This window comes from Actinomadura sp. NPDC048032 (genome assembly GCF_040653175.1).
In the GTDB taxonomy this organism is placed as follows: Bacteria; Actinomycetota; Actinomycetes; order Streptosporangiales; family Streptosporangiaceae; genus Spirillospora; species Spirillospora verrucosospora.
The window spans coordinates 1-19,640 of the sequence record NZ_JBEZJP010000125.1 but is presented as its reverse complement, the minus strand read 5'-3'; the positions used below and the strand labels follow the sequence as shown (position 1 = coordinate 19,640).

At 71.5% G+C, this 19,640-nt stretch carries 17 protein-coding genes and 1 pseudogene; 3 read left to right on the top strand and 15 right to left on the bottom strand.

Features of this window, described 5'->3' with window-relative positions; all coding sequences use genetic code 11:
* Window positions 1–171 precede the first annotated feature (171 nt).
* The 5 genes from AB0C69_RS18640 to AB0C69_RS18620 form a co-directional block, all read right to left on the bottom strand.
* Window positions 172–576: a hypothetical protein gene (locus tag AB0C69_RS18640; protein WP_345173168.1), complete on the bottom strand. Its 405-nt coding sequence runs from the start codon at window positions 574–576 to the stop codon at window positions 172–174.
* Window position 577: 1 nt separating this feature from the next.
* Window positions 578–1,108, bottom strand: a complete 531-nt coding sequence (locus AB0C69_RS18635) for a hypothetical protein (protein ID WP_360354911.1) — start codon at window positions 1,106–1,108, stop codon at window positions 578–580.
* A 10-nt stretch (window positions 1,109–1,118) separates the two neighbouring features.
* Window positions 1,119–2,543 (bottom strand): hypothetical protein, encoded by a 1,425-nt coding sequence (locus AB0C69_RS18630; RefSeq protein ID WP_360354908.1) that lies wholly within the window; start codon window positions 2,541–2,543, stop codon window positions 1,119–1,121.
* Window positions 2,544–2,634: 91 nt separating this feature from the next.
* Window positions 2,635–3,834, bottom strand: coding sequence for a C40 family peptidase (locus tag AB0C69_RS18625; protein ID WP_360354905.1), 1,200 nt, complete (start codon window positions 3,832–3,834; stop codon window positions 2,635–2,637).
* A 179-nt stretch (window positions 3,835–4,013) separates the two neighbouring features.
* Window positions 4,014–4,448: a hypothetical protein gene (locus AB0C69_RS18620; protein WP_360354903.1), complete on the bottom strand. Its 435-nt coding sequence runs from the start codon at window positions 4,446–4,448 to the stop codon at window positions 4,014–4,016.
* A gap of 246 nt (window positions 4,449–4,694) precedes the next feature.
* Between AB0C69_RS18620 and AB0C69_RS18615 the strand changes: the two genes are divergently transcribed.
* The 3 genes from AB0C69_RS18615 (at window position 4,695) to AB0C69_RS18605 (ending at window position 10,049) form a co-directional block, all read left to right on the top strand.
* Window positions 4,695–6,368, top strand: coding sequence for a hypothetical protein (locus AB0C69_RS18615; protein ID WP_360354900.1), 1,674 nt, complete (start codon window positions 4,695–4,697; stop codon window positions 6,366–6,368).
* 104 nt (window positions 6,369–6,472) lie between these two features.
* The gene (locus tag AB0C69_RS18610) at window positions 6,473–7,546 is read left to right on the top strand and encodes a hypothetical protein (RefSeq protein WP_360354897.1); all 1,074 of its coding nucleotides are present in this window, start codon (window positions 6,473–6,475) and stop codon (window positions 7,544–7,546) included.
* Between the two features lie 235 nt (window positions 7,547–7,781).
* Window positions 7,782–10,049 carry a fused MFS/spermidine synthase gene (locus AB0C69_RS18605; protein ID WP_360354894.1) on the top strand — a complete coding sequence of 756 codons (2,268 nt, stop codon included), beginning with the start codon at window positions 7,782–7,784 and terminating at the stop codon, window positions 10,047–10,049.
* A 55-nt stretch (window positions 10,050–10,104) separates the two neighbouring features.
* On the opposite strand, the gene AB0C69_RS18600 is transcribed toward AB0C69_RS18605, so the two are convergent.
* The 10 genes and pseudogenes from AB0C69_RS18600 to AB0C69_RS18555 form a co-directional block, all read right to left on the bottom strand.
* On the bottom strand, window positions 10,105–11,466 hold the full coding sequence (locus AB0C69_RS18600) for an OmpA family protein (RefSeq protein ID WP_360354891.1): 1,362 nt from the start codon (window positions 11,464–11,466) through the stop codon (window positions 10,105–10,107).
* A 286-nt stretch (window positions 11,467–11,752) separates the two neighbouring features.
* The gene (locus AB0C69_RS18595; RefSeq protein ID WP_345173181.1) at window positions 11,753–12,031 is read right to left on the bottom strand and encodes a hypothetical protein; all 279 of its coding nucleotides are present in this window, start codon (window positions 12,029–12,031) and stop codon (window positions 11,753–11,755) included.
* 159 nt (window positions 12,032–12,190) lie between these two features.
* Window positions 12,191–12,949 (bottom strand): response regulator, encoded by a 759-nt coding sequence (locus tag AB0C69_RS18590; RefSeq protein WP_360354888.1) that lies wholly within the window; start codon window positions 12,947–12,949, stop codon window positions 12,191–12,193.
* A 3-nt stretch (window positions 12,950–12,952) separates the two neighbouring features.
* On the bottom strand, window positions 12,953–14,206 hold the full coding sequence (locus tag AB0C69_RS18585) for an ATP-binding protein (RefSeq protein ID WP_345173184.1): 1,254 nt from the start codon (window positions 14,204–14,206) through the stop codon (window positions 12,953–12,955).
* Between the two features lie 22 nt (window positions 14,207–14,228).
* Complete coding sequence (locus AB0C69_RS18580; protein ID WP_360354885.1) at window positions 14,229–15,119, bottom strand: type II secretion system F family protein; 891 nt, start codon at window positions 15,117–15,119, stop codon at window positions 14,229–14,231.
* Window positions 15,120–15,134: 15 nt separating this feature from the next.
* Entirely contained in the window at window positions 15,135–16,067 is a 933-nt protein-coding gene (locus AB0C69_RS18575) for a type II secretion system F family protein (protein ID WP_360354882.1), read from the bottom strand.
* A complete protein-coding gene (locus AB0C69_RS18570; protein WP_353832464.1) occupies window positions 16,064–17,419 on the bottom strand; it encodes an ATPase, T2SS/T4P/T4SS family in 1,356 nt (451 codons plus the stop codon). Before AB0C69_RS18570 ends, AB0C69_RS18575 begins: the two co-directional genes overlap by 4 nt.
* Window positions 17,420–17,422: 3 nt before the next feature.
* On the bottom strand, window positions 17,423–17,800 hold the full coding sequence (locus AB0C69_RS18565; RefSeq protein ID WP_345173190.1) for a TadE family protein: 378 nt from the start codon (window positions 17,798–17,800) through the stop codon (window positions 17,423–17,425).
* Window positions 17,801–17,805: 5 nt separating this feature from the next.
* Window positions 17,806–19,383, bottom strand: coding sequence for an AAA family ATPase (locus tag AB0C69_RS18560; protein WP_360354879.1), 1,578 nt, complete (start codon window positions 19,381–19,383; stop codon window positions 17,806–17,808).
* 5 nt (window positions 19,384–19,388) lie between these two features.
* Window positions 19,389–19,640, bottom strand: a pseudogene (locus AB0C69_RS18555) (hypothetical protein); the annotation flags it as partial.

Sequence of the window (19,640 nt, the reverse complement as noted above, 5' to 3'; positions counted from 1 at the left end):
CGGTGAGGAGAGGGCGGCGGCCCGGCTGGCCCGGTTCGAGGGGGTGACGGTGCCGTTCGGCAACGTGCTCCGGCTGGGCGGCGGGCGACCGGTTCCTACTTCTGACCCCCGAAGCGCCGCGGAGCGGGGCCGTCCTCAGGCCAGGCCCACGAAGACCAGGCCGGCGCCGAGTCACCAGTACCCGCCGAGTTCCTCGCGGTCGACGCCGACGAGCGCGGCCAGGGCCAGGCCTCCGGCCGTCCCGGCGACTCCCTCGGCGACGTACAGGACCGCGGACAGCGCGTCGGTGCCGCCGCCCACCGGGGCCGCGACCCCGGCGAGGACGGCCAGCAGCGGCACCGCGAGGACGCTCGCCAGCCAGCGCACCCGCCGCGCCCGGTCCCGCTGGACGGCGCCGGCCACCACGACCATCGACACGCTGACCAGGATCCACGGCAGGTCGAGACGGACGATCCGGTCGAGGTCGGAGAGCGGCTCGCCGCCGCCCCCGGCCCCCGCCGCCAGCCGCGCGACGATCGAGAAGCCGAGCAGCCAGACGATCAGCGCGGCGCCCCAGGCGCCCAGCATCCGGACCATCTCAGCGCACCCTGATCGAGTCGATGACGCCGTCCACGACGTCGTCCTTGAGCTCCCCCCGCCGCCAGATCAGCCGGACCACGTGCATCCTGCCGTTCCCGCCGATCACGCCGACGTCGGCGGCCTGCCCGGGGGCGCCCGTCCCCAGGAAGCCGCTGAAGGTGAAGTCGACGCGCCGGGCGTCCTTCGCCCCCGCGACCTTGATCGACTTCGATCCCGTCCGGTGGTAGTCCCTGGCGTTCATCATCGAGGCGGCCTCGATGGTCGCCTCCAGCATCTCCGGACGGCCCCGCTCGCCCAGATCGGTGACCACCGACAGGGTGGCCGTCCGCCGCGGGGACTGCACCGACAGCGCGGCGCCGCCGTCCGGCCCCCGCCCCCAGTCCTTCGGGTAGGCGACCGTGAGCACCTTCGCGTCGCCCCGGACGTATCCGCCGGGGGTCTTCCCCGACCCGCCGGACGAGCACCCGGCCACCGCGGCGGTGATCGCGAGAGCGCCCGCCGCCGCCGTCGTCAGTCTCTTCGCACCCATCGCCGCCCTCTCAGTTCTTCGCGCATTCCGGCCATTGCTGGAAGGTCCGTTCACCATTCTGCGGGGGGCCGAGGTACTGGGATTCGGTGATCTTCTGCTTCTCCCCCTCGTAGCCGCCCTCGACCCCGAACTTGATCTCCGCCGCCAGTTCGGCCGCGATCTTGAACTCGTCCACCTCGCCCGTGTAGACGTTCCTGCTGACCAGGCCGCGCTCGTAGATCAGCCGGTCGAGCGGGTCGGCGTTGGGCCCGGGGTCCTTGGAGACGATCGAGCCGTTCTCGTCGACGGCGTTCCGGATCGTCTGGAACGGGATCATGAAGGAGTTGTCGCGGATCCACTTCTCGCCGATCGCCCGGTTCGAATCGTCGAAGTTGACCGTGGTGGCGGTGGTGGTCACCTGCTTGCCGGTGCCCGTTCCGCTCCCGTTCTTCTTCCCCGGGTTCTTCAGACTCTGGTTGGAGTTGCTCTCCTGCGTCGTGAGCCAGGTGATGCTCGCTAATCTGCCGTCCTTGTCGAAGGTCATCCTGGTCTGGCCGAGGTAGGTGGCCTCCCCGCCCGTCCCGTAGCCGAGCACCTTGGCGCCGCCCTTGATGGACCCCTTCACCTGGAAGGTGTAGGTGGTCTTCGGGTAGCCGTCCTTCGCCGAGCCGCTCCGGTCCGTCGTGACGAGCGCGGCGTCCCCGGCCTTGCCTTCGAGTTCGAGTCCGGTCGCCATGTCCTTCACCTTCTTCTCACCCGAGGTGCTCGTGGTCAGGTTGCCGAGAGCGGCGGCCACCTTGAACACGCCCTCGGCGCCGACCTCCCACTGGGTGATCTCGGGGTCGCGGGTCCGGGGCTCCCATCCGGTGATCTTGTCGAAGGCCCAGAGCCCCGGGCTGACCTTCTCCGCCTCCTTGCGCGCCAGGTCCCACTTCACGTCGTCGAGCCAGTCGTCGGCGGCCTTGTCGTTGGGGAAGACCCAGGTGTCGCCGTACTTGAAGTTGACGGACCCTTCCACCTTCGCGCCCAGATCCCCGCCGAAACTCCCTTTGCCGAACTGCGCCTTGGCTCCGATCTCGGCTTCCGCGCCGAGCTTGTAGTCGGCGGGCACGATCGTGATGCGCGTCGAACCGTCGGCGTACTTGACCTTCACGAACTGGAAGTTCTGCCCGAACTTCACGGAGAAGGCGGTGATCGAATAACCGACCTTCCTGGAGTCGGAGCCGGTGACGCACGCCGAAGCCGGAGGTTTGTAGTCGTACTCCGGCGCCTCGCAGCCGGAGCCGAAGATCTCGCAGATCGCCTTCTTCGCCGCCGGGAGGACGGGATTGGGCATCATCAGCACGAGCATGCCGATAAGGATCGATCCGATGCCGACCAACGCCGCGTACTCGATCGCACTGGCTCCGGCGTCCCGCCATTGTGCGCCGACGTTTCGGCGCGATCCCTCACGCATGCCGGGAACGGTAGACCGGCCTTTTCCCGACTTCCAGGGCCTGCGGACCCGGGTGGGGGCCCGATGTGCTATAGGCCCCTGCCGAAGGCGCTCAGCCGAATCGGCGGGCCGAGGTCACCGGTCGCAGAGGGGATATCTTCACGACGTCCCCCGTCTGCGGAGCCTCCACCATCTTCCCGTCCCCGTAATAAATGGCGACGTGATGCGGGGGCGCGCCGAAGAACAGGAGGTCGCCGGGCTTGAGCGCATTCGTCGGCACATAGCTTCCGCGCGGGTCGCTGACCTGGTCGCCGGTGTAGTGCCCGAGCGCGATCCGCCCCCGGGACGCCTGGTACACCGCGTACAGCGTCAGCCCACTGCAGTCGAACCCGAAGTAGAGGCGCCCGTCATAACCGCCGGGGGAGCAGCAGATGCCCCTGGTGGGCCCGCTGTAGTTGCCGCCGCCCCACGCGTACGGCGTGCCCAGCCAGCACAGCGACCAGGCCACCACCGCGGCGCCGAACTCGAGGTCCTCCGCCGGCTTCTTGCCGGTCTTCGCGCACTCGGACACGACCGCGCCGCTGCCGCCGCTCAGCCCGTCGGGCGCGCCGGTGTAGGCGACGGGGTCCTCGTCGTCGACCAGCCTGATCTTGAACAGCCGGGTGATGGCCGCCCGGTCGCCGTTGGGGAAGGCCCGGACGTGGCGGTCGCCGCACGTGATCTCCACGACCGGTCCGCTGCCCGTGGAGCCCTCCGGGCCCGGCCCGGTCCTGTACTCGCACTGCGGCGGGATCATCCTCGCGACGGCCCGCGCCGTCCCCGAACGGCCGATGCCCTTCTTCCCCGCCCTGTCGGTGCACAGGTTCCGACCGTTCCGGAGATCGTCCTTCTCCTTCTCGGTCAGCTCGTCCTCCTGCTTGAGCTGGCAGAGCTTCGTGGCGGCCTCCACCATGGCCGTGTAGCCCAGCATCCCGCTCAACCGCACCCTGGTCGCACGGGACTCGTTCTTGTCCGCGTACTTCTCCGCGACCTTCTCGGGCGGGGAGTCCACCATCCAGTAGCCGACCGACGACGGGTCGCGGCCCCACCCGACCAACTGGTCGACGGCCTTGTCGCGGAGCGGCGCGAGGGTGCCGAGCGCCGCCGCGTCCGCGCCGATCTGCGCCTGGTTCCGCATGTCGCCCGCCTGGGCGATCCGGCCGAACATGAGGAAGCCGCCGGCGAGCATGATGGCCACGCCCATGACCAGGACCGACGTGGCGACCCCCGCGTCGCCCCCGTGTCCGCCAGCGGATCTGATCCGTCGCAGCATCTGCGCCCCATCTTCACGAGATCGGCCCCATGACCCCCGGAGAACTCTAAGGAGCCGTTGATCGGGAAGACAGGGCCCTGAGGCCCAATGAGGAATGGCGCGGGCGGCCCGCCGGCCCGCTTCGGCCGCGGGCGGCCGCGCCCCCAGACCTTTTCAGGCGCCCAATTCCGGTCCACCGCTCACCGGCGGGCCTTTCGCCGGCCGCGGTGTTCCCGGGCTTCCGCGGCCTCGGCCGCCCAGCGCCGGGAAAGGGTTCTGGAAAGGGCCAGTCCGAGAGCGACGCCGAGGACCGCCTCGATGAGATGGAGGATCAGGCCGACCGCGGTGTCGGAGAACGGGATGCCGAGGACGGCGGCGGCGAGACTGCCGAGCAGGGGGACGGGGAGCGCGGCGAGGACCCGGCCGCGGCCGCCGTCCCGGTCGCGCACGTAGCTGCCGGCGGTGACGGCCATGAAGGTGCAGAACAGCAGCCAGGGCAGGTGGACCCGCAGGACCTGGGCGTACTCGTCGACGGGTTCGCCGCGCTCGATCGCGGGGGCCGTCACCTTCAGCGTGCAGACCGCGAGTGCCGCCACGAGCGCGGCCGAGAACCAGGCCGAAAGCACAGCGCGCATACTTCAGCACGGTAAACATTTAACGGGGCAATCCCCAGGGCCCTCGGGCCCCGCCCGATCGTGAAGTCCTGGCATTTCCGTGCGGTTCTGGGCCTGCGGACCCAGCCTCGGTGTGCCATGTGCCGCCCATGGGGGCGCGGCATTAACCACCGGCCACTTAATTAGGTCCCAGGGCCCAAGCCCCACCGAAGAACTCCGTCTACTCTCATCAATCTTGATATGCACGGGGTATCGGGGGTTCGCGCGATGTGGTGCGGTCGTTGGCAGGGCCGAAAAAAGGATTCCGGCGCCTCCGCGATCGAGTACGCGAGCCTGGTGCTCGTCGCGTCCGCGATCATCGTCGGGCTGCTGGCCATGTCCATTCCCAACGTGGTCTCGCCCAGAACCAGGGGCGCGATCTGCAAGGTGTTCCAGGGCGACGGCTGCGTGTCACCCGAAGGCGGGGGAGGGAACGGCCTCGACGGGGGGACGGGGAATCCGGACGGCGGCACGGGCCAGGGCACCGAGGGAGGGAACGGCGGGAACGGCGTTGACGGCGGAACCGGAACCGACGGCGGAACCGGCAACGGCGGCAACGGCGGCAACGGCAGCGGTGGGCCCGGCTGGAACCAGGCGTACACCGGGTTGTCGCCGCTGCAAGCGGTCACCCAAGGCTTCGGTGACCAGGTCGGCAACTTCTTCAGCGGCCTCGGCACCGGCATCAAGCAACTGGTGTGGGACGGCCTCGGCAAGGCGATCGTCGACGACGTCACCGGCCTGGTGGACCTCGTCACCGACCCCGGCACGATCATCGACGCCGGCAAGTACGTCTTCGAGCATCCCTGGGACGCCCTCCGCCAGATGGTGGTCGACGACGAGACCGTCGACATGTGGAAGGACGGCAACTACCTCGGCGCCACCGGCCGCACCATCTGGAACGTCGGTTCCTGGGCCATCCCCTACTACGACGTCGGCAAGGGCATCGGCAAGATCGGCAAGCTGGGCAGGCTGGGCAGGGCCGCCTCGAAGCTCGGCAAGGCCGGCAAGCTGGCCGAGGAGTCGGCCGGCGCCGCGGAACGCGCCGGCAAGGCCGCCAAGTCCGGCGATCTGGTCGGCGCGCGCAAGGCCGCCGACGAGGCGAAACGGAAGGCCGACGACGCCAAGCGGGCGGCCGGTTGCAAACCCGGGGCCTTAGGCCCGCCCCGCGGGGGATCCCTCACGGCCCCCGCGGGCGCGCTGACGCTGCCGGTCCTCCGCGGCGCGCGGGGACTCGCCGTCCAGGTGCGGGCGGCCGCGCCGACTCCGTGCGAGAAGGCCGACGCGAGCAAGACCAGGGTCGACCAGGCCCTGCGCGAGGCCGCCCTGAAGAAGATCGCGCAGCTCCGCAACGCGGGGCCCGGCGCCCATGGCGTCCAGCGCCACCTCGACCCGCCCGACGACCGCATCAGGCTCCGTCTGGGCGAGCCCAAGTACCACCCGGACGGGACACCGCAGCTCTACGGCCCGACCAGCAACTACCAGGGGTACGTCAAGGGCGACAACGCCACCAAGGTCGACCCCATGAACCCGAACCCCCGCCGTCCGGACGGCACGCTCGACAACACCGACGCCATCACCGGCGGGACGCACAAGGTCGGGCCCTTCTCCACCAAGTTCAGCGACCCGCTCGACTTCGCGCTGGCGGAGGGCGCCGCCCGGGCGAAGCTCACGACCTTCCCCCCGAGCGGCACGCAGGCGGTGGAGCTCTCGATCAACGACCTGCCGGCCGGGGCGGCGAGCCGGATGAAGGGGTGGTACCGCAACGCCGCCGACCCCGCGCAGTTCAAGGCGATCAACTTCCAGAACGCGACGATCCGCGCGATCTACAAGCTGGACGCGAACGGGAAACCGTACCTCTACACCATGTATCCCGATCCGGTCAAGGCATTGAATCCGCCATGACGGCCTCACCGTGCCGCCGATTCGGGGTGTGGCACGGTGGGGGCGAGTCGTGGTCCCCGAGCATCGTCTTCGGCGGCGGGCGCCGCCGGGAGGAGGTAGGCAGAGTGATCCGTCCACGGCTTCTGCTCGTGTACCGCACGAAGAACGCCAGGCTCCTGGGCAGCGGAGCCGGGGTGATCGATCGCACCGGTCCCGTGCCGCGCCTGCTCGTCCGCACCGAGAAGGGCCTGGCCGTCCATGACATGACGGCGGAAGGCGCCCGGTCCGCCGAGCCGGTGGCCTTCTTCCCCGGTCGCGCGAGGGGACGACCGATCATCGGGGCCGGTCCGGTCGCCCCGGACCTGTCCCACGCCGTGCTCGTGGACGAGAACTCCTACCGGCTCGTCACCCGGGACGGGACCCTGCTGTGGGAACGCCCGTGCACGGGCCCGGCCGGCAACCCCGTCCGCTACGTGCGCTGGGTCCGGCCGCCCGGAGCCGAGCCGCGGGTGTGGCTGGCCGTCCCCGCCGGTGGCGCGGACCCGAACGACGCGATCGACCTGGCGCTCTTCAGCGTCGCGGGCGACGAACTCGACCGGCTGGTCGTCCCGGCCGGCGGCCGTCAGCGTTCGGTCGACCTCGCCTTAGGGCCTGACGCACGCCCCTTAGCGGTGGGCCTCCGCGTCGCCGCCCGAGCGATGACCTTCCGGGTCGGCTCCGGCGGAGCGGTCTCGCACGCCGCGGACCGCGCACTCCTGGACGGCGACCCTTCCGGTTCGGGGTTCGTCACCGTCGGCCTGAGCGACGGCGGCGACACCACCGACGTGCGGTGGCACTCCGCCCGCGGGAAGGACACCGCCACCGTGGTCACCTGCGCCGACCTCCTCGCCTCCGAACGGGACACGGAACCGGTGCACATCGCCCCCGATATCACCGGCCACAGCGGTGGCCATCTGAGCGACGATCTCCTGCTCCTCGAACTGGAGGACGCCTACGACGAGATCGAGACCGAGCTCTTCGGAGCGGAGCGGTGGCGCCCGTCCAGCCACTGGCTGGTGAGATCCGGACGCCCGCTGGGGATGGTCGCCTACCCCGAGGAGAGCCACCTCGACGACCTCACCCCGGCCGTGCCGTTCGGCGACGGAACATGGCTGACCCGCGGCCGCGATGTGATCTACCGCTGGGGCCTCGACCGCTGAGCGAGGCGGCCCGTTCCGCCGCCGCCCGCCGGCCCCGGCCGACTCCTCACCCTTGCTCGGAGTGGTTCCGCTAGGCCCGCGGACCCAGGTTCTCCACCCCTGATAAACCGCGTCGCATTTGGGTCTCCGGGCCCTCAAAAATGAGTCCTGGGCACAGTTACGCTCGGCCGCGGAGAGGTCTTCATCGACGAATACCGCCGCATGCGGACACCGATCTACCGCGAGGAGCGCGCAGTTGAGCGTCGTCGTCGAGTCCCCGAGCCGGAGCGAGCGGGCAGCGCGGAGCGGACGGTGGCGGCTGCCCGCCCTGGTCGGGATCTACACCCTGGCCAGCCTGGTCGGGGCCGGCCTCCTCTTCGTGGTGCAGCCGATGGTCACCAAGATGATCCTGCCGGCCTACGGCGGATCGCCGATGGTGTGGAACACGGCGGTGCTGTTCTTTCAGGGGGCCTTGCTGCTCGGTTACGGATATGCGCATTTCGCTCAGCGGCTGGGCGCGAGAAAGCAGCCGATCCTCCACGCGGTCCTCATTCTGCTGCCGCTCCCGCTGCTTCCCATCGCCGCGCCGGAATGGGCGGGGGCCCCGGCGTCCGCTCCCCCCGCGCTGTGGCTGCTGCTGGTGCTGACCGTCATGGTCGGCGCGCCGTTCACGGCGGTCGCGGCGACCAGCCCGCTGATCCAGCGCTGGTACTCCTGGTCCGACCTGCCGCGCTCCGGCGACCCGTACTTCCTCTACGCGGCCGGGAACACGGGAAGCCTGCTGGCGCTGCTGTCCTACCCGCTCTTCATCGAGCCGGCGGCCGAGGTGGGCGGGCAGGCGACCTGGTGGGCGATCGGCTACGGCGTCTTCGTGACGCTGATGGCCGCGTGCGCGGTGGTGGTCCGCCGGGCGGTCCGGCCCGGCGCGGCCGGCGCTCCCGAGAGCGAGGCTCCCGAGACCGGGCCCGCGGAGGAGACCGCCGCTCAGGACGCGGGGGAGGAGCCCATCGGATGGCGCCGCCGCGGGCGCTGGCTGTTCCTCGCGTTCGTGCCGTCCTCGCTCATGCTGGGCGTCACGGCGCACATGTCCACCGACATCGCGCCCGTGCCGCTGATGTGGGTGATCCCGCTGGCGCTGTACCTGGTCACCTTCATCGTGGCGTTCGCCCTGCGCACGCATCGCCGGCTGCCCGCAGCGGTGGTCGCGTCGGCGATCGCCGCGGTCGTGCTGCCCTGGACGCTGATCAGAGGAGGCATCGGATACGCCCCGGCGGCCATCGCCCTCGACCTGGCGCTGCTCGCCCTGGCGGGCCTCACCTGCCACGGCCTGCTGGCCGCCGACCGGCCGGCGCCCCGGCAGCTGACGGAGTTCTTCTTCGTCACCTCGGTCGGCGGCGCGCTCGGCGGCCTGTTCAACGGCATCGTGGCCCCGCTGGTGTTCAACTGGACCGCCGAACTGCCGGTGGTCGTGGCAAGCCTCGGCCTCCTGCCCCTGGCAGCGCGGTGGCCGGCGCGGAGCATCCCGGGGTCCGCGCCCACCCGGTGGGCGTTCCTGGTGACCGCGCCGCTCGCCGCGCTGCTGCTGTGCTTCATGGACACGACGGCCCTGCGCTGCGCCGGGTTCGCGCTCGCCGCGTCCTGGATCCTGCTGATCGTCCGGCGGCCCCGTGTACTGGCGGCCGTGGCGGTGGCGGCGGTGCTGGTCCCGTTCACGGTCAAGCAGTCGCACAGCATCGACCGGGAGCGCACGTTCTTCGGGCAGTACCAGGTGCGGCTCACCCCCGAGCGGGCCACGTTCGTGCACGGGACGACCGTCCACGGCTTCCAGCTGCGCGCGCCCGGGCAGCGCATGACGCCGGTCTCGTACTACGCGCGGCGCGGGCCGATCGGCGACGTGTTCGCCGCGTACGGCGCGGGGCCGCGGTCCGGCCGGGTGGCCGTCGTGGGGCTCGGCGCAGGCGGTCTCGCCGCGTACGGTCGCCCGGGCCAGCGGATGGACTTCTTCGAGATCGACCCGGCGGTGGTCCGCATCGCCCGCGACCCGCGCTACTTCACCTACCTTCGCGACTGCCCCTGCCGCGTGCGGACCATCGTCGGCGACGGCCGCCTGGAGCTCCAGCGCGCACCGGACCGCTCGTACGGGATGATCCTTCTGGACGCCTTCAGCTCCGACGCGGTGCCGACCCACCTGCTCACCCGGCAGGCCATCGGGCTGTACGCCGCCAAGCTCGCGCCCGGCGGCGTCCTGGTCTTCAACGTGTCGAACCGCAACCTGGAGCTGGCCCCCATGCTGGGCGCGACCGGCCGGGCGGCCGGGATGGCGACGCTCACCGCGTCGGACACCGCCCCGAAGGGCGACAGGCTGTCGTTCTCGTCCGAGTGGGTGGCGATGGCCCGGTCGGCGGACGACCTGCGTCCTCTCGCCGCCCGCTCCACCCGCTGGCACGGGATCCGCGGCGGCGGCCCGGTGTGGACCGACGCCCACTCCGCCCTGTTCGAGCTGCTGAAGATGAACCGCCGCTGACGGGCGTGGTCCGTGCGGCCTCGCGGGCCGCGCGGACCACGCCGGTCCGTGTCGGCTACCTGACCGCGACGCCCGTCATGCGGAGCCCCTCCTGGCCGGACCAGGGGAAGTCGATGTCCACGGTCCGGGCCTCGGGAGGAAGCCGGTAGACGCCCGCGTAGGTCACGCTCTCGCCGGGGGCGAGGACCTTCTTGGCGTCGGCCCGGGGCAGGGAGGTGCAGACGCACTCGGCGCTCGACGCGCGCAGCGGGTAGTACCAGACGTCGCCGGCCGTGTCGCGGATGGAGATGCCGTCGGTGCTCTGCGACACGGGGCTCAGCCTGCCGTTGTACTGGAGGTCCAGCTGGAACGCCGAGCCCACGTCCGCCTGGGACCGGCCGTTGTTGCGCAGCGTCCAGACGAAGGTGGTCAGGCCCGCGGGATCGCGGTGCATGGAGTTCACCTCCACCTGGAGGTTCCTGGCCTCCGCCGCGGTGAAGGCGGCCGTCTTGGACGAGGCCGGCTTGCCGGGCGCCCAGCGGTAGGGCCGCCCGCCCGCCGGAGCGGCCGGCGGGGAAGGCATGGTGAAGCTCGCGGTGACCCGCCGGTTCTTGCGGCGACCGCTCTCGGTGTCGTTCGGGGCCACGGGGTCGGCCGATCCGTGCCCGGCGGTCTGGAAGGTCACGCCGGTGCGGGTGACGAGCTGCTTGAGCCGGTCGGCCACGGCCTTGGCGCGCCGCTCGGACAGCGGCTGGTTGATGGCGTCGTTGCCGCTGGAGTCGGTGTAGCCGTCGACCTTGACCGTGCTCCCCCGGGAGGCGTCGATCTGCTTGGCCACGCCGCGCAGGAGCTTGTCGGCCTGCGGGGTCAGATCGGCCTTGTTCAGCGCGAACAGCACGTCCGACGACAACCGCACGGCCCGCTTGTCGCCGTCGTCGTCCACGGACTGCTCGTCGCCTTCGGCGACTCCCGCCACGGTGAGGATGCGCGGCGACGCCAGCGACACCGAGGCCGGATCGGTCTGGTCCGGCAGCGCCCGGACGGGGCCGTTGGAGAGCGGGACGTCCTGCATCGGCACCGTCAGCGGAAGCGTCACCGTCACCCTGTTCACCCCGGCGGGCGGCGCGGGGAACACGGCGTAGACGTCCAGCGAGGCGCCGGGGGCGAGTTCCTTGTCGGCGAGTGAGGAGCACAGGCAGGTGCCGTCGGCCTTCCTCAACGGCATGTAGAGCTTGCCGCCCGCGCCGTCGAGTAATCCGATGCCGTTGGCCTCCAGACTTCGGATGTCGCCCTCACGGCCGCCTTCGAAAAGGCTGATATGCAGGTTCAGTTGGCTCTGTCCGTCGTTGACGATGCGGAACTGCCCGGTGACGGCGCTGCCGGAGGTCCGGCTCAACGCGAGGAGCTCCACGTGCGCGGGCCCCGCACGGTGCGCCATGGGCACCGAGATTCCGGTGCCGGGCGCCTTGCCGGCCGGTCCGCCGGTCTTCTTCGGCGGGTCGGAACCGTCGTCGCCACCGCCGCAAGCGGACAGGGCCAGGAGAAGGGCGGCCGCGCCCACTCCGGCTCGAAAGCCCCAAGAATGTCCCCGGCCAGGTTCGAACATCTGTCTGCTCCCGTCACACGGAATGGATAATCCACATGAAAAAGACAGGGAGAGCCACCCTCCGGTGGCTCTCCCTGTCGAGTGCGCCGCAGCTCGGCGACCGCGGTCAGTCGAGGCGTTACTTCTTCTTCGGGTCCCCGCCGTCGCCGCCGCCGCCGAAGATCTCGTTGATGGCCCCCTCGACCTTCGGCTTGATGGTCGACTTGGCGGCGGTGATGAGGAAGACGATGATGATGCCCGCGATCAGCACCAGGCCGGCGTACTCGATCGCGCTGGCCCCGCGGTCCTCCGCGTCGCGGATGCGCGCGATCCGGGTCCGGACGAAGTCCTGGACGTCGTCGGCACGATTCCGCATGAAAGTCTCGGTGTGCACGTACAGGGGAAGGATCGGGCTCATTTTCTGCCTCCTGACCGCCGTTTCCATCTGCTCCATTGACTGGAACATTACGGAAATCGGCGGTGCCCTCCCAGGGTCCGTCGACCCAATCACGGACCCGGCGCGGACCCAATTCCGATAGGGCCCTCGGACCTAAGGGGCGGGAATTCCCGGACGCGGTCACCGGGTGTCCTCCCCCGCGGTTCCCATCCACTGCGCGATGGCGGCGGCGCGGGAGGTGACGCCGAGTTTCGCGTATATCCGGTTCACGTGGTTCTTCACGGTCTTCTCCGCCAGGAACAGGTGGCCGGCGATCTCGACGTTGGTCCTGCCCTGCACGATCAGGCGCATCACGTCCAGTTCCCGGGCGGAGAGCCCGAACCGCGCGACCCGCCGCTCGCCGTCGTCGGACGGCGCTCCGGCCGGCCCGGACGATCCCGACGGCCCGGACGCCGCGGGCGTGTCGTCGCGCGGCTCCCCGCCGGGTTCGGCGTCGCCGTCGGCGCCCGGCGGCTCAGGACGGGCGGAGACCTCGCGTAACGCCCCCACGAGAGCCGACACCGCGGCCTCCGACAGGGGGTTCGCCCCGCGCAGCGCGCCGTGCACCGCGTCGGCCAGCTTCTGCGCGGAGAACTGGCCGTGCACCAGGTAGCCGGAGGCGCCGTTGCCGATGGCCTCCCGCACGATCCGCGGATCCTCGGTGTAGGTCAGCATGATCACCCTCGTGAGGCGGCTCAGCGTCTGCGCGGCGGTGACGCCGTCGACCAGCGGCATCTGCACGTCCAGCAGCACCAGGTCGGGCCGCACCCGCTCGACGATCTCGATCGCGGTCCGGCCGTCGCCGGCCTCGCCCACCACCTCGATGCCCGAGGCCTCCAGCAGCGACACTAATCCGGACCGCACGACGACATTGTCGTCGACCACCACGACTCGGGCCATCGTTCAACTCACCTCGGCCAATCGGTGCGCTCGTTCGTCGATGGGCAGCCGGACCAGAACGGTGGTGCCCTTCCCCCGGGTCGAAAGGATCTTCACCACGCCGCCGACCCGCTGGGCCCGCTCGTGCAGGCCGATGAGGCCGTAGTGGCCCTCCCGCGCCAGCGCGGTGAGCTCGGGCGGGCGGAATCCCGCTCCGTCGTCGCACACCGTCAGCCGCACCTCGCCGTCCCCGCGGGCCAGCCGGACCCGCACCGAGCCGGCTCCGGCGTGCCGCTCGACGTTGGTCAGCGCCTCGGACAGGATCGCCACGGCCTCGTGCCGCACCCGTAAGGGCAGATCGATGTCCGGGGCGATCTCGCACACCACCGGGACGCCCGCGGCGTCGGACCAGTCCCGCGCTGTCTCGGCGACCACCTGCGACAGCGAGCGCGGGATCGTGTCGCGGCGCAGCTCCGACAGCAGGCTCCGCGCCTCCTGGGAGGCGACCTGGCAGGCGGTGGCGATCCGGTCGGCCTCGTCCAGCGCCCGGTCCCGGTCCCGCTCGACCCACACGCGCAGCCCCGTGGCGGCCAGGGCGATGCCGCGCAGGGTCTTGGCCAGCGAGTCGTGCATCTCGCGGGCCAGGCGGGCGCGTTCCTCCGCCGCGGCCGCCTTCACCTCGGCCAGCCGCCGGGCCGACTCCTGCTCGGCGTTGGCGTCGAGCAGGCGGCGCAGCGCCACCCCGGCGAACCCCGCGAGCGGGTAGCACAGCGGCTGCCCCAGGACGTCCTGGAAGGTCGGGGGCTGCGCGTCCGGCGCGGAGTCGATCGTGAACACGAACGTGACGTAGTAGCAGAGGGTCTGGAGCCCGGCCACCGTCAGCATGCCGCGCCAGTGGTAGAGCAGGCCCGCGAGGGCGGCGGTGGCGACGGTCGCCAGCAGGTAGGGGCCGGACGTGCCGCCAAGGCCGAGCACGGTGAACGAGGCGGCCATGTCGAGCGCGAACAGCAGAGGGTGGCGCGCGAGGCGGGGGGCGACGTAGCGCCAGTACCGCCCGGCCAGCCAGGACAGCAGCGCCACCGTCAGGACGAGAAGGAAGACGTCCAGGTACTCGACTTCGAGCGGGACAAGCGACAGCGTCACCGCCGCGATGAACATGCGGATCTGCAGGAGCATCTGGAAGGCTCCGCCGACCTGCTCGGTCAGTTCCCCCTGGACGGGCCGCTCCCAGGCCGCGGCCCGGGTGCCGCCCAGCGGTGCCGGCGCGTCGCCCATCATGCCCCCTGTGGGTAAGACGTGGTCAGTTGCCGAAGAGCCCACCACCGGCCCCCACTCCCGACCCGTAGTAGACGGCCCCCATGACCACGAGCATCAGCGCCGGCAGGGTCAGCCCCAGAGTGATCCCCGTGATCTTCGGTGTGGTGCGCTGCGCCTTGCGCTTGGCCCACTGCGCCGACTCGCGGCGCATGTCGTTGCCGATGTCCATCATCGCCGTGGTGAGCGGCGCGCCCAGTTCCTCCGCCTGGAGCAGCGCCGTCACGAACTGGTTGACCGCTTCGGAGTTGTTGCGGTCGCGCAGGTCCTCGAAGGCCTCACGGCGCGGCGTGCCCAGTTCCATCTGGCGCAGCGCCACCATGAACTCGTCGGCCAGCGCGCCCGGCATGCTCTCGGCGACGCGGTGCAGCGCCAGGCGGAAGCTCAGACCGGCGCTGACGGTGACCGCCAGCACGTCGAGGAAGTCGGGCATGGAGCGCTGGATCTCGTCCTGCCTGGCCACCCTCTTGCCGTACATGACGAACTCGTTCTGCAGGCAGCCGATCAGGCAGACGGCGCCGTACAGCGGATGCCCGTTCAGGGCCAGCAGCAGCGCGAAGGTGAGGAAGAAGACGGCGTAACCCGCGGTCCGGCGCGCGTAGCCCTCGACGGTGATGCCGCCGGGACGGCCCGCCGCGTCGATCCGTCTGCGGATCGCCGCCCGCCACGGGCTGAGCAGCTCCATCGCCGCGCCGGTGAACGGCCGCCCCACCCGGTCCGCGATGGCGTCGAGGATGAACACCTCGTTCTTGTCCGCCTTGGGAGGCTCGGGCACCGCCGAGGCGGCGACCCGCTGGCCCGCGGCCACCAGCCCGAACCCCCACGCGGCCAGGATGACGCACAGCGCCGCGGCGCCCGCCATGGCCAGAATGATCATTGTTCGTCCACCGCCTCACACGTCGATCCGGGTGATCCGGCCGATGACGACCAGGCCGACCACGAACATCGCGGCCGCCGCGGCGAGGATGACCTGCCCGCCGAGGTGCTCGCTCATGGTGCGCAGGGCCCCCGGCACCATGAAGTTGATCATCATGACGCCGACCACGCTGAACCCGCCGACGACCCAGTTGGTCACCACCGCCTCACCCATGATCGTCTTGACCTCGCGGCGGGTCTCCTTGCGCTCCTCCAGGGTGCTGGCGATGGTGCGCAGCGCGGTGACCAGCGACCCGCCCGCCCGCGCCGACACCAGCAGGGTGCTGATCAGCACGCCGAGCTCCCGGGACGGCAGCCGCCCGCCGAGGTCGCGCAGCGCGTCCTCCACCGACTGGCCGAGGCGCAGCGCGTCGGCGGTGCGCCGCACCTCCTCCCCGGCCGGATCGGCGAGCTCGTCGGCGGCGATCTCGATGGCGGTGCGCATGACCAGCCCGGCGTGCGTGGCGTTGCCCAGCACCCGGGCCAGCTCGGGCAGCTGGGCGATGAACGCCTCGCGCCGGCGGTCCTCCTTGCGGCGCAGGTAGGCGAGGAAGGCGAAGCCGACGCCGATCGCGGCGGCCACCCCGAACACCGGCGCGATCCACTGGCTGATCAGCACGATCGCCGCCAGGCCGCTGCCCGCCATCAGCAGCACGAGCGTGGACACCCGCATCCGCATCCCCGAGGCCGCGAGCCGCCGGGCCAGCGCCTGCCCGACCGCGGTGCGCCGCAGGGCGACGTCCAGCCGCCCCAGCAGGCCGTCGACGCGGTCGCCGTCGCCGCCGACCTCGGAGCGCGCGACCAGCCGGCGCTGCTGCCCCCAGCCCGCGACCAGGTCGCCGATGCCCCAGGTCGCCAGGGCGAGGACGGCGGCCAGCATCGCCAGGATCACCGGAAGTGGAAGGGTCATCGGGACTGCTCCCCTCGGGGGCGGCCACCGGGATGCGCGGTCCCGTTCGGGGACGGCGCGCCGGCGAACGCGGGCGGCACGCTCTCCCCGGCGTGGAAGAGCCTGGTCAGCAGGTCCCGCGGCAGCGGGACCGGCCGGAAGCGCCCGCGCACCACCCGGTCCGCGCCGATCGGATCGGACTCGAACCGCATCACGGGACGCGTGGTGATCTCGCCGCGCCGGGCGTGCTCCAGCATCGCCACCTCGACGATGCGCCGCGACCCGTCCGGGCCCCGGTTGAGCTGCACGATCACGTCGACGGCGCTGCCGATCTGGTCGCGGATCGCCTCGAACGGCAGCCGCACGTCGCTCATGCTGGCCAGCGTCTGCAACCGGTACACCGCGTCCTCGGTGGAGTTGGCGTGCACGGTCACCAGCGAGCCGTCGTGGCCGGTGTTCATCGCCTGGAGCATGTCCAGCGTCTCGCCGCCGCGGACCTCGCCGACGATGATCCGGTCGGGCCGCATGCGCAGCGCGTTGCGCACCAGGTCGCGGATGGTGATCGCGCCCTTGCCCTCGATGTTGGCCGGACGCGACTCCAGCGACAGCACGTGCTCCTGCTTGAGCCGCAGTTCCGCCGAGTCCTCGATGGTGACGATGCGCTCGGACTCGGGCACGAACGCCGACAGCGCGTTCAGCATGGTGGTCTTGCCGGTGCCGGTGCCGCCGGCGATGACCAGGTTGAGCCGGGCGCGCACGAACGCGGCCAGCAGCATGCCGGTGGCCTGGTCCATGGAGCCCATCGAGACCAGCTCCTCGATGCTGTAGGAGCGCGGGAACCGGCGGATCGTGAGGATCGGGCCGACCAGCGACAGCGGCGGGATGATCACGTTGACGCGCTCGCCGGTGGGCAGCCGGGCGTCCACCATCGGGCTCGACTCGTCCACCCGCCGGTTCACCTGGGCCACGATCCGGTCGATGGTCTGGTACAGCTGGTCCTCGTTGGCGAACCCCGCGTCCAGCCGGTGGACCCGGCCCGCCCGCTCCACGAAGATCGAGTCCGGGCCGTTCACCATGATCTCGGTGACGGTCGGGTCGGCGAGCAGCGGCTCCAGCACGCCGAGGCCGAGGGCCTCGTCCACCACCCGGCGGATCAGGTTGGCGCGCTCCCCGGCCGCCAGCACCGGGCCCTCCCGCGTCACCAGCAGGCCGACGACCTTCTCCAGCCGGGCCCGCCGCTGCGCCATCGTCAGCCGCGCCAGCTCGTCGAGGTTGACCTCCTCCAGCAGGCGCTGCCGCCAGTGCTGGACGGTGCTCTTGCTCATCCGGTCGTTGGACGACCGGTCGTCGTCGAGACGGTCCTTGAGTGCCATCGGCTATCCCAGCGGCATGGTGACGGTGCGGTTCACGGTGTAGTCGAAGGGGACCCCCTTGAACAGCAGCGGCAGCTTGGCCTCGACATGGCAGTACACGGCGTCGGCTCCCGCCACCTCGGTCCGCCCTCCATCGATCTTGTAGTCGTTCAGCCAGTAGGGCCTGACCCGGTTCGCGTACTCGACGCAGAGGGACGGGTCGTAGTGCTGGGCGGCCTCGCGGGCTCCGGTGCGGGCGATGTTCTCCACGCGCGACACCGTGGTGAAGGAGATGTACGCCTGGAAGGCCGCGAAGATGACGAAGAGCGCGATCGGGAGGACGCCCGCGAACTCGATCGCGGCCGCGCCCGCGTCCCGGCGCCGGGCGTCGTGCGCCGCCACGTCCCTCACCCCTCGCCCTCGTAGACGATCTTGCTTCGGGTCCGGATGCCCCACGAGCTGCGGAGCCCGGGGATCAGGACGGGCGTGTCGATGGTGACCACGGCGTAGCCGTCCACGACGTCGAGCGTGAGGTGGTCGCGGTCCTTCCACCTGCCCTTGATGCGGGCCACCGCGCGGCGCCGCACCTCCTCCCGGTTGGCTCGCGCCTCGGGAGTGTCGCGCTTGTCGTAGCCGATCACGGCGACCGCCCGCGCGGCCTCGTTCGCCGCGTGGCTGGAGTAGGTGGAGGTCAGCCCGACCAGCACGATCTGCCACACCAGCACGAGGACCAGCAGGATCAGCGGGAAGACGCCGGCGAACCCGATCGCGGCCTCGCCCCGGTCGCCGGTGTCCGGCGCCGCCGCCGCGCCGGCGCCCTGCCCGCCCCCGGCGTCGAGCAGCCCGAGGTCCAGGGCCGCCTTGCCGATCGCCTTGCGGAAGTCGGCGTTCTTCACCGCGCCCGGCGAGCCGGTGTTGGCCGCCTCCTCCAGCGCGCGGAAGACCGCCGGCACCGTGACGCCGCGCAGCGGCGAGCCGACCATCTTCTTCGCCAGCTCGGGCTGGATCTCGTTGCGCCTGTCGTGCCGGGTGAGCAGGACGCTCACCTCGTCCTCCTTGCGGATCGCGAGCCGCGCGTACATCTGCGCCAGCCGGCGGGCCGAGCGCAGCGCCGGCACGTCGGGGGTGGTGACGATGACGGCCTCGTCCGCGAGTTCCACCGCCGTCGCGTTGGCGTCGGCGAGATGGGTGCCGCCGTCCACGATCACCACGTCGTACCGGGACCGGATGACGGTCAGGATCTGCCACACGGCACGGGCCGAGATCTCCTCCGCGTCCTCGCCGTGCGCGGGCGCGAGCAGCAGGTGCGGTCCGGCCGGGTGGACGAACAGCGCCTCGGCCACGACCGCTCCGTCGAGGTCGCCGGCGGCCGCGGCGAGGTCGGCGAGGCTGTGCCGGTGCTGGACGTCGAGGTAGCCCGGGATGTCGCCGTTCTGCAGGTCCATGTCGACCAGGCACACCGTCCGCCCCGCACTGGACACGGCGATGGCGAGGTGGATCGCCAGCGTGGTCGTGCCGACGCCGCCCTTCGCGCCGGTGAGCGTGACCAGCCTGGCCATCCGGCCCGGCCGGCCGGGGATCTCGGCGGAGGTGAAGTGCCGGCGCATGCTGCGCGACCACTCCGACGCCTGCTGGACGCGGTTCTGCAGCTCCGACAGGGTCGGCTCGTTGGAGATCACCCCGCGCGCGCCGGCCGCCATCGCCGCCGCCAGCATCTCGGCCGTCGCGTCGTCGGCGATCAGGATGACGGCGAGCTGGGGCTGGCGGATCACCAGGTCGCGGATGAGGTCGAGCGCCGGCAGCGGCCCGAGCCCCTGGTGCACCAGCACGACGTCGAGGTTCGGGGTCGTCGCGACCGTCCCCGCCAGATGGTTGGACGTCGTCTCGACCGCGACGAGCTCGATGTCGGGGATCTCGCGGAACTGCCCGCTGAGGGAGGCGGCGAGATCGCGGTCCTCGACGCCGAGGAGGACGTGGATGTTCACCGGTCTCACCTCGCCGGAAGCGTTTCGCAGACCGGCGGGAGCCGGGTGCCGTCCAGGCCGGTTCCGGACCCGCCGATGAGGGCGAGCCTGATCTTCGTCGCGAAGCTCTCCTCGCGGGTGAGCTTGAGGCTGTCCTGCGCGCTCAGCGCGAAGGTGATCGGAACCTGGGACTGCGTCACCGAGCTGTTCTTCTCGTCCTTGACCTGGGTCGTCTGCCCGATCTGGATGACCCTGGCCGCCCGGACGATCCGCGCCGC

What these genes read in the sequence shown, in the direction of transcription:
- AB0C69_RS18640 (WP_345173168.1), bottom strand. Translation starts at nt 576, where the DNA reads ATGGTCCGGATGCTGGGCGCCTGGGGCGCCGCGCTGATCGTCTGGCTG.
- AB0C69_RS18635 (WP_360354911.1), bottom strand. Translation starts at nt 1,108, where the DNA reads ATGGGTGCGAAGAGACTGACGACGGCGGCGGCGGGCGCTCTCGCGATC.
- AB0C69_RS18630 (WP_360354908.1), bottom strand. Translation starts at nt 2,543, where the DNA reads ATGCGTGAGGGATCGCGCCGAAACGTCGGCGCACAATGGCGGGACGCC.
- AB0C69_RS18625 (WP_360354905.1), bottom strand. Translation starts at nt 3,834, where the DNA reads ATGCTGCGACGGATCAGATCCGCTGGCGGACACGGGGGCGACGCGGGG.
- AB0C69_RS18620 (WP_360354903.1), bottom strand. Translation starts at nt 4,448, where the DNA reads ATGCGCGCTGTGCTTTCGGCCTGGTTCTCGGCCGCGCTCGTGGCGGCA.
- AB0C69_RS18615 (WP_360354900.1), top strand. Translation starts at nt 4,695, where the DNA reads ATGTGGTGCGGTCGTTGGCAGGGCCGAAAAAAGGATTCCGGCGCCTCC.
- AB0C69_RS18600 (WP_360354891.1), bottom strand. Translation starts at nt 11,466, where the DNA reads ATGGCGCACCGTGCGGGGCCCGCGCACGTGGAGCTCCTCGCGTTGAGC.
- AB0C69_RS18595 (WP_345173181.1), bottom strand. Translation starts at nt 12,031, where the DNA reads ATGAGCCCGATCCTTCCCCTGTACGTGCACACCGAGACTTTCATGCGG.
- AB0C69_RS18590 (WP_360354888.1), bottom strand. Translation starts at nt 12,949, where the DNA reads ATGGCCCGAGTCGTGGTGGTCGACGACAATGTCGTCGTGCGGTCCGGA.
- AB0C69_RS18585 (WP_345173184.1), bottom strand. Translation starts at nt 14,206, where the DNA reads ATGATGGGCGACGCGCCGGCACCGCTGGGCGGCACCCGGGCCGCGGCC.
- AB0C69_RS18580 (WP_360354885.1), bottom strand. Translation starts at nt 15,119, where the DNA reads ATGATCATTCTGGCCATGGCGGGCGCCGCGGCGCTGTGCGTCATCCTG.
- AB0C69_RS18575 (WP_360354882.1), bottom strand. Translation starts at nt 16,067, where the DNA reads ATGACCCTTCCACTTCCGGTGATCCTGGCGATGCTGGCCGCCGTCCTC.
- AB0C69_RS18570 (WP_353832464.1), bottom strand. Translation starts at nt 17,419, where the DNA reads ATGGCACTCAAGGACCGTCTCGACGACGACCGGTCGTCCAACGACCGG.